Origin of the sequence: Paenibacillus gorillae (genome assembly GCF_000513275.1) — a bacterium.
Taxonomy (GTDB): Bacteria; Bacillota; Bacilli; order Paenibacillales; family Paenibacillaceae; genus Pristimantibacillus; species Pristimantibacillus gorillae.
Genome location: NZ_CBVJ010000111.1, coordinates 22424 through 35310, shown reverse-complemented (window position 1 = coordinate 35310; position 12887 = coordinate 22424). Strand labels below are relative to the sequence as shown.

Below are 12887 nucleotides of genomic sequence, written 5' to 3'. Positions count from 1 at the left end.
GAGAAAGGGCGGATTTACGCTGCAGGCCTTGCTCATCGATTGCGGGGGAAAGAAGACGACCGTTGAGGAAAATAATCATAATAGCAGCATTCATTATAGCTGTGTCTAGTATTGCTGCAGCAATACTCTTAAATACAAATGAAAACAAAGTGAAAGCAATGATAATCGAAAGTGAACAGCAATTGAACGTAACCGTTGCGAATTGGAAAGCTAAATTAGATGAACAAAGGGGCATACATCTGCTCTACGAAAAATATAGCGAAACCAGATATGAGTACTGGTTATTCTTCAATCCAAACGATAATAAGAACTTATATCATAAATTTAAAATGAATGTAGTCGAGGATAACGGGGTTGTGAAAATCCGCATTAATGACGTCAACGCCAATAATGATAATGAAGTAAAGCATAGGTTTGCTGCGAATTTTCTAATCAGTAAAGAACCAAGCTCCATAGACGTCTATTACAATGGGGAACAACAAAGCTTTGAAATGACGAACATAAAGACGGGTGATCAGCAAATTCATGTTAAATTTGACGGCAAATTTCTTAAGCCCAGTAAACCGGTGATCGTAGATGGGAGAAAGCGATTTTTGCCTATGAAGGATACGTTAGAGCAGATGGGCTGGGAGTTTGAAATGTCATCTGGCAAAATCACGATTACTTATCACACGCCGGACTCTAGTTTAAGCCACTTTTTGCAACTACAGGAAGAGCCAAATCTTCGGATGGTGGACGGCATCTTATATGTACCTATGTATTATTTAGGGTCGATCACGGATACGGAAGTGGCATGGGATGAAGATGCCCATACCATTAACATTTCTACAGAAGAGATAGATGATAGTGATGACGATGAATGGAATGTCTACGAGGAAGATGAGCCTGAGTTATCTGATAAAGAGAGTATGCGGGTGAATTACGGGAAGTACGATCAGCCTGCGACACTGCGTGCACTAAATGAGTTAAATCAGGAGCTCGAGCAAGAAGGATATGGTGCCGAAAATGTACTTGGATTCTATCTCATGGATGGCCTTAGCGGCTATTTCAACACGCCTATGGATGTCGTTGCATTCGGTACAACAGGAATGGACGGAATACATTACGGATTTTTGACTGATTTCGGTATGGTGACAGATTTGGAAGTGGCACCAATTGTACTGGTGTCCCCTATGGATTTTGACCGGCCTGCTGTAGTCGTTGCGAATAACATCCGTGAATTTATTCGTATTGTCATGATAGATTCCAGTCTGCTTTATATGGGATATCAGAATGAGCAAGACTATCTTAAGGTAATATCTGAATATGAAAGCACGCCAGAGGACTTAGAGAACGGCCGGATAGTACGGGAAAGGCTGGAGGAAAGGCTGCATCCGCCTGTCATTCAAGATCCATATACGTATTCAGAGAAAGTGAGAGCCGATCGAAAGGAGCGAATCATCGTTCCGACACAAGATGAACTAGGGATATTGAATGAGCATCCGAAGGATGCAGGGCGGCAGCATACAACAATAGTGCTTGACGAGGATATTGGCAAGAGAGAATTGGAGACATTTTTGAGCAATGCTACATATGCGTCAAAGCTTGCGTTATTCCGGGACTATCATTTAAACCTGGAACAGTTCGTTTATCATGAAGCCGGCATTGGTAAAGCCATTGTAAACGAGATGAAAAGCTTGGGGCTGAAGGATGAGATCGCAAGGATTAAGGCCAATCATCCGTGAAGCAATTTATAGGGAGCCGATAAGTTCATTACCTTCTATTAAGAAAAGCCCGGATCAAACAAGATCCTGGCTTTTCTTTTGTTTACCCGCATGCTTGCGAACAAATAATAGACAAGAGAAGCAGGTTTTCAAGAATTTAATGATACCTTTATGTTATGTATAATGACCTATTAAGTAAATTAGTTGCGAATTTTAGATGATTCTGTTGAATAATAGGATTTTAATGCGCTTACAAACTGATAAAATAAAGTTACATTCAGATGAGGGGTGAAGGGGTTATGAAAAAGTGGTTGAGTACGTTAATAATGCTTACAATGTTGGTGGCTGTACTGGCGGCATGTGGAGGAGGCAAATCGGACACATCGGGCAGCTCGAATAAACTGGTTATTTACACGCCGAACAGCGAAGCAATGATCAATGCTCTTATTCCGTCCTTCGAGAAACAGACAGGTATTACGGTAGAACTGGTATCGGCGGGAAGCGGTGAGCTGATCAAGCGTATCCAGTCGGAAAAATCGAATCCTTATGCTGACGTCATGTTTGGTGGAGCTTTCGCACTCTTTCACGACAATGCGGATTTATTCGAAAAGTATGTATCCCCCAACGACAAAGACTTAGTCGAAGGACATTCCAATACAACAGGCTTCATGACTCCGTATGTATCAGACGGCAGCGTCTTGCTGGTTAACACCAATCTGGCGGGCGACATTCAAATTAACGGCTACGAGGATCTGCTTAATCCGGCGCTGAAGGGCAAGATCGCAATGGCTGATCCTTCTAACTCCAGCTCGGCGTTTGCGCAATTGACGAACATGCTGAAAGCAATGGGTGGAGACTACGATTCCGATGCAGGCTGGGATTATGTTGCCAAGCTGCTCGAGAATTTGGATGGTAAAATTGCAGGCGGCTCCAGCAAAGCGCATAAGAGCGTTGCCGACGGCGAATATGTCGTGGCATTGACTTACGAAGATCCGGCAGTCAGCTATGTGAAGGATGGCGCTCCTGTGAAGGTTGTGTATCCGAAGGAAGGCGCAGTATTCCTGGATGCCGTAGCGGGAATCGTTAAAGGCTCCAAAAACCAGGAGAATGCGAAGAAATTCATCGACTTCCTCATCTCCAAAGAAGGCCAAGATGCGTTAGGACAGGAAACGACGAATCGTCCACTCCGCACTGACGCTGCAATTGGAGACTTCATGACACCAATCGATAAAATCAATGTGATCCAAGAAGATGTAGCTTACGTAGCGGCCAATAAACCGGCTATCGTAGAGCGTTACACGGACCTGTTCACAAAAATCGCGAAATAATAATGAGAATGATTGATCAATCAGAAAGCGGGTGTACATCATGAGCGTTGCGATATCCTTCCAAGAAATCGTGAAAAAATATGGCGACACTACTGTTATCCCCGAGCTTTCCTTGGATATTCAGAAGGGTGAGTTTTTCACCCTTCTGGGTCCTTCGGGCTGCGGGAAAACAACGTTGCTTCGTATGGTGGCAGGCTTTAACAGCATAGAAGGCGGAGCTCTTGCCTTTAACGAGAAAGTAATGAATGACGTCCCGCCAGGGAAGCGGAACATCGGCATGGTGTTTCAAAACTATGCGATCTTTCCTCATCTGAACGTATCGGAGAACGTTGCGTTCGGGCTGCAAAACCGCAAGGTGAGCAAAGCGGATCAGCAGCGAAGAGTCAGCGATATTTTAAATACAGTAAAAATCGATATTTACAAAGACAGAATGCCCAAAAATCTGTCGGGCGGACAGCAGCAGCGTGTGGCGCTTGCAAGGGCTATCGTTATTAATCCGGACGTATTGCTGATGGACGAACCGCTTTCCAATCTGGATGCACAGCTTCGCGTAGATATGCGTAATGCGATTAAGTCCATTCAACGTGAAGTAGGGATCACGACGGTCTATGTCACGCATGATCAGGAAGAAGCGATGGCTGTATCCGATCGCATTGCGGTTATGAAATCGGGCGTTATTCAGCAAGTTGGCTCACCAAGAGATATTTACCAGCGTCCTGCCAATTTATTCGTGGCAACCTTCATCGGAAGAACGAATGTGATCGACGCCAAGCTGGAAATCGGGACGGACGGCGAAGCCTCCGTAGTGGTCGGCCGCGATTATTCACTGCCAATGCTGGCGCTGCAATCGCAAGTGAAGCCTGGAGAATCCGTTGCAGTCCGGATTTCAGTCAGACCAGAGGAATTTGTATTGTCTGAGGATGGCAGGGGGCTGGCGGGCAAGGTTGTCAATAATGTTTTCTTAGGCTTGAATACACATCTTGTCGTAAAGCTCGACAATGGGCAAGAAGTTGAGATTATTCAGCAATCCGCTGCTAATGACGAGGTGAATATCGGGCAGACCGTTCGTCTGGCTATCCTTTCAGAAACGATTAATGTTTATGACGCATCCGGGGAGCGCAATTTGAATCGGGGGACGAGAATATGACCGGCCGCATGAAACGGTGGGATATTTGGTCGCTGATTACGTTTGTTATTTTTGCAGGGTATATGATCTTTCTGGCTTTGCCATTATTCATGCTGTTAATTAAAAGCTTTTTTGACGGTACAACAGGCGATTTTTCCTTGGCTTATTTCACTAAATTTTTTAGCAAAGCCTACTATATGAACGCCGTTTGGAACAGTATAAAGGTAACGGTAAGCGTCACAGTGCTTTCGATGCTGGTGGCTGGCCCGCTTGCTTATATTATGACCATTGCCAAAATCAAGGGCAGCGGAACGGTGCGCATTCTCATATTGATTTCGTCGATGTCGGCTCCGTTTATCGGAGCGTATGCCTGGATTTTGCTGCTTGGGCGCAACGGTGTCATTACCAACTTCATCTTTGACGTATTTGGTTTCCGTATGCCTGATATTTATGGCTTCTCCGGCATTTTGCTTGTACTGACGCTGCAGTTGTCGCCGCTGATCTTCATGTATGTATCGGGAGCATTGAAAAATGTCGATAACTCCCTTATGGAGGCTGCGGAAAGCATGAACTGCACGGGTCTTCGGAAAATGTGGAAGATTCTCGTGCCATTAATTACGCCAACGCTGCTGGCAGGCGGTCTGCTCGTCTTTATGCGGGCGTTCGCGGATTTCGGTACGCCGATGCTGATCGGTGAGGGCTACCGTACAGTGCCTGTATTGATCTTCAACGAATTTATAAGCGAGGTTGGCGGCGATGATGGCTTTGCCGCGGCGATAAGCGTCATTGTCGTCTTGTTCGCCACTGCTGTATTCCTGCTGCAGAAGTTTGTCGCGAACCGCAAGTCCTACAGCATGAGCGCTCTGAATCCGATTGAGCCCAAGAAACTGAAGGGTATCGCTAATGCGGCAGCGCATGTGTACGTTTATCTGTTCACGATTTTGGCGATGATGCCGCAAGCTTATGTAGCCTACACGTCCTTCCAGAAAACGTCGGGTAAAATCTTCGTCGACGGTTACTCCTTGGACAGTTATCGTGCAGCTTTCGCCAAGGTGGGCGATTCCATCTATAATACCTTTATCATGGCCGGCATTACGATCGTCATTATTACGCTGGCTGCTGTACTGATTGCCTATGTAACGGTGAAGCGCAAGGGAGCTGTTGCCAATCTGCTGGATACCTTCACCATGCTTCCTTATATTGTACCGGGCTCCATTCTAGGCATCGCGCTATTGGTTACATTCAACAAGCAGCCGCTTGTACTGAGCGGAACAGCCGTTATTCTAATTGCGGCATTTGTCATCCGGCGTTTGCCTTATACGATCCGGTCCAGCGCAGCTGTCCTTCATCAGGTGAATGACAGTATCGAAGAGGCAGCGATTAGCCTCGGTGCTTCGACAATGAGGACCTTTTTCAAAATTACAGTTCCAATGATGATATCCGGCGTCTTCGCTGGCGCAATCATTAGCTGGATCAGTATTATAACGGAATTGAGTACCTCCATCATTCTGTATACCGGGAACACCCGAACGATGACCGTTGCGGTGTATACGGAGGTTGTACGCGGCAATTACGGTGTAGCGGCTGCCTTATCAACATTATTGACAGCCATTACTGTCCTGTCCTTGCTGCTGTTCTTCAAGCTGTCGGGCAAAAAAGAAGTTACGATGTAAGTCCAGACCGGGCTCGCGCAAGCGGGTTCCGGCCTTTTGTCCATATGGCGAAGGCAGGCTGTTTCACATTTATGGAATGTCGGATAAGATAATAGGATACATGAAGGGGGAGACATGATGGCTAAAGGGAGTTTCAAGGATTCGCTGCGCCGGATGTTCCTGCTTCATACCCTCGTGCCGATATCGATTCTATTCGTATTGTTTCTATTATTTATGATGGTCAATTCACGCTTGCTGCTAATTGGCCAGACGACGGATGCGGGCAAGAAGATTAAGACGGCTGTAGAGGAGGTCTATGCCTCTTACCTAGAGGAAATGGATGAGGCTGCTGAGCTGGGTACTGTTATTTCCTTCGTGGAGTCGCGCCGCAACGGTCCGGAAGTGTTCGAACGGTTCTACGACTTCAACAACCGCCAGCGGGTAAAAAGTATTATGCATATCGTCGGTACGGACGGGAACATGCTCGCTTCCTCAGCCAATTATAGCTCCGATGCTACGGATCTCGCGTTACAGACTATTGCCCGCAGAATGTATCGGCAAAGCCTGTCTACACTTGCCGAGACGAACCATCTTCGCTTCTCTCACGACCGTTATACGGCCTATACCTTTGCCAAAGAAATCCGGCATGGCGAGACAGTAATCGGCTATCTGATCTACCAGCTGTATGAAGAAGACTTTCAGAAGCTGATTTTTGTGCAAAACAATGAAATCGCTGTCGTCACTGATTCTTATCATAACATTATCGCTACAACGAACAATCTGACGCGCGGGCTGATGAACAAGTATAGCCTAGCTAGAGATTCGAAGGGTTATGTGTGGATCGACAAAGGGCGATATTACAGTAAGGAAACCTATGTGCCTGCCTCCCAGTGGAAAATATATACGTTAAGCGCAGCGCAATGGAATCATGCCGCTTATTTATCGCTGGCCGTATTTTTTGCCCTTGCCAGCTTGCTGTTATGGATATTGATCCGGTATTCGGCCCGGATTATCTCCAATCGCCAGTCCCGCGCGATGGACAAACTGACCTTTGCCGTCAGGGAGCTGCAGTCGGGCAATATGGAATCGTATGTCTATATCGGAACAGGCGATGAATTCGAGACGCTTGCGAATCAATACAACTTGATGCTGCGGCGGTTGAACGAGCTTGTAGCGAAAAACGAGGAGCTTTCCGACTTGCGCAGAGTCATCGAGGTGAAGCATCTGCAATCGCAATTCCACCCGCATTTTATATTTAATGTGCTGGAGATGCTGCGGTATGCGATTGTCGTAGACGACAAGCTTGCTCAGGATATCGTATTGACGCTCTCCCGGCACTTGCGCTATAGCATTGGCAATGAGCGGGACCAAGTCGTCCTTGGCAATGATCTTGAATATATAGCGGGCTACATGAAGCTGCAGCAGATGAGATTCAAGGACAGGCTTCGCTATCAAGAGAAGGTCGGAGAAGCGGCGAAGGCCGCTCTGGTTCCGAGACTGATGCTGCAGCCCGTCATTGAGAATGCGATCAAATATGGCTACCGCCAGCGCCAGTCGGTCGCCATTACGGTGGTTGGCTATGTCAAAGCTGCTGATCTTATTATTGAGGTCAAGGATGATGGCGGCGGGATGAGCAGGGAACGGCTGGAGGAAGTGCGTGCCATCATGCTCTCACAGGATAACCGCGCGCCTCATATTGGCTTGCATAATCTGCATCGCAGGCTCGTCCTCATGTATGGAGAACGCTATGGCATTCAGATTGACAGCGTTGAAGGGGAAGGGACGACGGTTACGTTTGTATTGCCTTATCTGAAGGAGGATGCGGATGTTCAAGGTACTGCTGGTGGAAGATGAGGAGATGATACGCAAAGGACTGCGGTTCACCTTTGACTGGGTGGGGGCAGACTGCATCGTAGTCGGTGAAGCAGAGAACGGTGAAGACGGTCTTCGTCAGATTCAGGCTTTGCGGCCGGATATCGTCATTGTGGATGTTAATATGCCATTAATGGATGGAATAACGATGATCGAGCGAAGTGTAGATGAGGCTGCTTGCAGCTATATTATTCTATCCGGCTATGATGAGTTCCGGCTCGCCAAAGAAGCAATCCGGCTAGGCGTTACTGAATATTTGCTTAAGCCGCTTGAGCAGGAGCAGCTGCTCGCAGCCTTGAACCGCGCCAAGAGCCAGGTAGAGATGAAGCGTCAATATGCGGCGATGAAGACGGCGGGGAATGGTGCCGGGGAGTCGCTGCAGGCTTCGGTCGTTAAGCTGCCTGGGAAGTCGTCCCGTTACGTATCGAAGATGATCCAATATGTGCAGGAGCATTATGCTGAAAAGATCGGCATTAAGGATCTGGTGGAGAAGCTGGAGGTCAGCGCGACGTATTTGAACCAAAAGTTCAAGAGTGAAACAACCTACACGTTCAATGATTTCCTGAGTCGCTATCGAATTCAGAAGGCGATGGAACTGCTTCAGCGCAGCGATGAGAAGGTATATGCGATTGCGGCGGACGTAGGCTATAAGGATTACAAATATTTTATCGCGATATTCAAGAAGTACGCGGGCTGCACCCCAAGCTATTATCAGGAAAATTTCGGTCGGGGAGCGAAGGAAAGCAGAGATACGAAAGGGTGATCGGAGGATGCCAGCCAGTCCGGCCGGGTTCCTTTTATAGGCTTGCCCTTTAGAACAAACGTTGAAATAAAAACTGCCGGGATTCCTCCCGGCAGTGTAGAATTAAGCGGCATCATAAATGAAACGTTTCACATGTTCTTCGCCGTTTAGCTGCAGCTTCAACCCCAGCTTGCGGAAATCTTGCATAGGGATATATATGCGGTTCCGGAAAGTTATCATTGTCTTCGGATCTACGGTAAATTGTTTATTGTCCAGCTTCACAATAACTTTTTTATCAGCAACAGACACACTGGCACCGATCTCCAATGCGAAATCACTAACGCTTAAGTACCATAAATAATTTCCTGCCAAAAATACGCCTGGAGCTGAAAGATTTACATGTAAAGTGTCATTCACTAATATTTCTGGACTCCGCTCAGGTGACAGCAACTCACTAAAGTCTCCCGAGTAGGAGCCGTATGAGTACGTCCATTCGCTATATTTGCTGACAAAAATACCTGTGGAAAGGTTTAAGTAACCGTCCCTTGCATAATTATTGAAGTTAAGTTCTACCAGTTCGTCTCCGTACTTCCAATTATAAATGAAATAAACATATTTACGATTATAGGCTCCAAGTGTTCGCAACACTTTTCCCGTCTGCCCATCAACGATTATGCTTCGGTATTCGTTTGTTCTTTTTCCTGTCTTCGCATCTTTCTTGTACTCGGTAATAATTATGTATTTCAAGTTGGGGGAGAAATCTACCCGTGACTCTGTGCCTGTCTGAGTTAGCGGCTTGTAGCTGCTGCTTGATCCCGTCTTGTATCCAATTAACCAAGTTTTGCTTTGCTTATCGTAATAACTGCCATAAACGACATTGCCGATTTTATTGGTCCACCCCGTTGTAGCGTCCCAATAATTCACTTGACTGTATTCAATCTGTTTTTTGCTGCCGTCAGGGAGTAATTCGTAAAGGTCGTTACCGCTGTAAGTAAAGCTCTTGCCTGTTTTATCTTTGCCTGTTTTATTGACATCTAGGTTAATAATGAGCGAATTACTCGCAGGCTTCCGATTAAAGGTGTGGCCAAAGCTCCCTTTCACTAGAGGATATGGCTGGAAAGCATAGTCCGCAGTAGCAATAAGCTTCCCGGTTTTAATATGATAGATATCTAAGCTATTTAATAATCTTTTCGTTCTGACCGAAAATAAATCGGATTGCGGATAAACCTCCATGGTGTAGCTTTGACTTGCGCTAATCGTTTTTTTGACGAGCCTCATTGTATTATTTTTACTATTGAAATCAAACAATTGATTATGCTGTTTGTCGCCTGCCGGATATGAGATATGGATATAAAGATGATCGCCATTCTGATAATATTGCTCTATAACCCAAGCGCTCCATATAAACTTATTTCCATCATTTTTGTAGCTGCCGCTGCTATTCTGGCCGGCGATGCTTGGCATTTTGAACTTCAAGTCAGGAAAAGCATATTCATCCGATTTTCTAGTATATCTGTCTCCATAATTGGTTTTCCCGATCCTTACTAAAGGGTAAGCATTCCAAGTCGACTTCTCCCCAATCAATTGGATCTCATAGTCTGTAACAATTGCTGGCTTTTTCTGCTGCTCAGCACGTACAGAAGCGGAGGGCATCACGCTCAGAAGCAGTACAATAGTGGTTGTCACAACAATTAGCCGTTTTAAAAGCTTATTCATCTACGTTTCTCTCCCTCAAAATAAGTATATTTGGTAAATAGGTGTTTCTGTGCTTTGAATTTATATAAATCTTTGAATATATTATCATATTAAATATATTTATCCAATTGATAGTGTGAAGAATATAAAATATGTATACTGCATTTGTGAAATTGGAAAATCACTAAATGATTGAAGTGTTTTTATAAACCCCTGTATAGAGCCTTCCTCTAGCGCACAAAATGTAATGGGCAATTAACAGCACTAGAGGAGGTTCTATAAGATGAATATCCAGCGGGCACAGGAAATTGCGGCGTCGCCAATTATGGAGAATGTGGAATACAATGGGGTTCAGATTTATATTCAGCATGTGAATGAGGAGAATGAGACAGCCAGAATTTATCCCATCGACCAGCCGGAGCAAGAACAAGAAGTACCCGTGCGAAGCCTCATTGAACCTTCATCCCAAATGGCAATGGAAGTGGAGCAAATGGGATGCAGGCTTCCAAGTGACACATAAGACTATGCCAAGGCTGCTTAGACTCTGTTTGCCGGAGGCTGAGCGGCTTTTATTTTATCTGAATACATGGCTGGAAAGCTCTTTTCTCCGAATTCAAAAATCTGGATATTATTCGACTGTAAAAGTCAAGATCGTCTCCTATACCTCTGGCGAAATATGTACGAACATGATAATGACAGGATCCCGGCAGTTGTCGGCTCACTCGCATAGATTATGTATGATTTCGGGCGACAGGTGAAGAATGCCGTCAGATATTGGCGGATAGACCGGGGCTGCAAAGAAAGGGGAATCGGACAGCCGTTTGGAAACGGAGGACAAGCTAGATTAGGCTACGCTATGCAAGCATGCACTTATTAAAAGCGAGGAGGAATACAAATGATTCATGCATCAGACAATCAAGTCTACAAAAAGTGGTTAGCCGCAGTGCTAATTGTGGCGTTGCTGCTGGTAACGATGGCATTGAAGCCGTCATCCGCGCTGGCAGCATCCGCATTCACACAGACAGCAGCGTCCAGCTATAATGCGCAATCCGGTATACAACTGGAAGCTTCAAGCGAGGGCGGACAGAATGTTGCGTTTATCGACAATGGGGATTATATCCGATTCGATGGTGTTGATTTCGGAACTGGTGCAAGCGCTTTCAATGCACGAGTGGCGAGCAATGCCAGCGGCGGCGCTATTGAAGTGCGATTGGGTAGCCTGACAGGTACGCTTGCAGCGACTTGTACGGTACCGGGTACAGGCGGCTGGCAGAACTGGACGACGGTGACTTGTGCCGTTAGCGGCAACCCGACTGGCGTACAGACACTGTTCCTGAAATTTACAGGAGGAGCGGGCAATTTGTTTAACATCAATTGGTTCCGCTTTAATCCATCCACGCCGCAGCCTACAGGCGGAGATGTCGTGGGTAAAGTATTTGCGGGCTATCAAGGCTGGTTCAATGCTACGGGTGACGGATCTCCGAACGGAGGCTGGATCCATTGGTCCAAGAACAGCTCTGCGCCAGGTACAGGCAGCAACATCAACTTTGATCTGTATCCTGACCTCAGAGAGTATTCGAAGCTTTACCAGACCAACCTGCAAAATCTGAATAACGGACAGCAGGCGAAGCTGTTCTCATCCTATGACCAAGAAACGGTCAACAAGCATTTCGAGTGGATGCAGACGTATAACATTGACGGTGCAGCCTTGCAGCGGTTTGGCGCTAGTGCGAGTACTACACCGGATAACTGGCGTACGAACCGGGACAGCGTTGCCGTTAAGGTGAAAAATGCGGCAGAGAGCTATAGCCGGAAGTTTTACGTAATGTATGACATTACAGGCATGAACTCTAGTACATGGGTCAACGATATCAAATCGGACTGGACGAATAAGATCCAGGGCGGTATGAACCTGACTTCCTCTTCCGCTTACGCGAAGCAAAACGGGAAGACTGTCGTCAATATTTGGGGTATTGGCTTTACTGACCGGCCGGGTACGGCGGCAGAGGCATCTGGACTTATTCAATGGTTCAAGGATCAAAACGTATACGTAATTGGCGGTGTGCCAACTTACTGGAGAACCGGCGTTGAGGATTCCAAAACGGGCTTCTTGAGCGTGTATCAATCCTTCGACATGCTGTCTCCTTGGTATGTGGGCCGTTTCAGCGGCGAAGCTGGCGCGGATCACTTCAAAAACAATTTTATGCAGCAGGATCTGGCTATGACGAATCAATTGGGCATCGCTTATCAGCCGGTGCTGTGGCCAGGCTTCTCCTGGTTCAACCTGCATGGCGGTCCGCAGAACCAAATTCCGCGGCTGCACGGCGATTTCATGTGGCGGCAAGCGTACAATGTTAAAAGCTTAGGCATTAATACCGCTTACGTCGCAATGTTCGACGAATACGATGAGGGCACAGCCATCGCTAAGGCAGCCGAGAATTCTTCCATGATTCCGGCTAACCAATATTTCTTGACGCTGAATGCAGATGGCGTTGCTGTATCGTCGGATTTCTACTTGAGACTGACCGGTGACATCAACCGGATGCTCAAGGGTCAAATTCCGGCAACTGCACAGCATCCGACAAGTCATCAGTAATCCTTAAAGCAATGGGTAAGGGGTTGTCTCCCGGCTGCGTAAGCGGCTGGAGAGGCAGCTCCTTTCGCATTCCAGGGAAACTTACATACATTAAATAATGGATTAACATTTTTGTGTTACAATGATACGAGCAAATTGAGCCAGCAATTCTTTTAATTAGGCGCATATAGGAA

The 12887-nt window shown here is 46.4% G+C and carries 8 protein-coding genes and 1 pseudogene; 8 read left to right on the top strand and 1 reads right to left on the bottom strand.

The window, feature by feature from the left end; genetic code table 11:
• Window positions 1-62: 62 nt before the first annotated feature.
• The 6 genes from TY10_RS21200 to TY10_RS21175 all read left to right on the top strand — a co-directional run bounded on the left by TY10_RS21200 (window position 63) and on the right by TY10_RS21175 (window position 8444).
• A complete protein-coding gene (locus TY10_RS21200; protein ID WP_042167932.1) occupies window positions 63-1724 on the top strand; it encodes a hypothetical protein in 1662 nt (553 codons plus the stop codon).
• Between the two features lie 278 nt (window positions 1725-2002).
• Complete coding sequence (locus TY10_RS21195) at window positions 2003-3031, top strand: ABC transporter substrate-binding protein (RefSeq protein WP_042167929.1); 1029 nt, start codon at window positions 2003-2005, stop codon at window positions 3029-3031.
• Window positions 3032-3071: 40 nt separating this feature from the next.
• On the top strand, window positions 3072-4178 hold the full coding sequence (locus tag TY10_RS21190; RefSeq protein ID WP_042167927.1) for an ABC transporter ATP-binding protein: 1107 nt from the start codon (window positions 3072-3074) through the stop codon (window positions 4176-4178).
• Window positions 4175-5830, top strand: coding sequence for an ABC transporter permease (locus TY10_RS21185; protein ID WP_042167923.1), 1656 nt, complete (start codon window positions 4175-4177; stop codon window positions 5828-5830). Before TY10_RS21190 ends, TY10_RS21185 begins: the two co-directional genes overlap by 4 nt.
• 117 nt (window positions 5831-5947) lie before the next feature.
• Complete coding sequence (locus TY10_RS21180) at window positions 5948-7663, top strand: sensor histidine kinase (RefSeq protein ID WP_238327850.1); 1716 nt, start codon at window positions 5948-5950, stop codon at window positions 7661-7663.
• Window positions 7635-8444 (top strand): response regulator transcription factor, encoded by an 810-nt coding sequence (locus TY10_RS21175; protein WP_042167918.1) that lies wholly within the window; start codon window positions 7635-7637, stop codon window positions 8442-8444. Before TY10_RS21180 ends, TY10_RS21175 begins: the two co-directional genes overlap by 29 nt.
• Before the next feature lie 102 nt (window positions 8445-8546).
• On the opposite strand, the gene TY10_RS21170 is transcribed toward TY10_RS21175, so the two are convergent.
• On the bottom strand, window positions 8547-10139 hold the full coding sequence (locus TY10_RS21170) for a hypothetical protein (RefSeq protein WP_042167915.1): 1593 nt from the start codon (window positions 10137-10139) through the stop codon (window positions 8547-8549).
• A gap of 262 nt (window positions 10140-10401) precedes the next feature.
• Here TY10_RS21170 and TY10_RS21165 point away from each other — a divergent pair.
• Window positions 10402-10575: pseudogene (locus tag TY10_RS21165) on the top strand (small acid-soluble spore protein H); the annotation flags it as partial.
• A 438-nt stretch (window positions 10576-11013) separates the two neighbouring features.
• The gene (locus TY10_RS21160; RefSeq protein ID WP_081735401.1) at window positions 11014-12714 is read left to right on the top strand and encodes a carbohydrate-binding protein; all 1701 of its coding nucleotides are present in this window, start codon (window positions 11014-11016) and stop codon (window positions 12712-12714) included.
• The last annotated feature ends 173 nt before the right edge of the window (window positions 12715-12887 follow it).

Bases quoted from the DNA above. Each gene is read 5' to 3' on its own strand.
- TY10_RS21195 (WP_042167929.1), top strand. From the start codon at position 2,003: ATGAAAAAGTGGTTGAGTACGTTAATAATGCTTACAATGTTGGTGGCT.
- TY10_RS21190 (WP_042167927.1), top strand. From the start codon at position 3,072: ATGAGCGTTGCGATATCCTTCCAAGAAATCGTGAAAAAATATGGCGAC.
- TY10_RS21185 (WP_042167923.1), top strand. From the start codon at position 4,175: ATGACCGGCCGCATGAAACGGTGGGATATTTGGTCGCTGATTACGTTT.
- TY10_RS21180 (WP_238327850.1), top strand. From the start codon at position 5,948: ATGGCTAAAGGGAGTTTCAAGGATTCGCTGCGCCGGATGTTCCTGCTT.
- TY10_RS21175 (WP_042167918.1), top strand. From the start codon at position 7,635: ATGTTCAAGGTACTGCTGGTGGAAGATGAGGAGATGATACGCAAAGGA.
- TY10_RS21170 (WP_042167915.1), bottom strand. From the start codon at position 10,139: ATGAATAAGCTTTTAAAACGGCTAATTGTTGTGACAACCACTATTGTA.
- TY10_RS21160 (WP_081735401.1), top strand. From the start codon at position 11,014: ATGATTCATGCATCAGACAATCAAGTCTACAAAAAGTGGTTAGCCGCA.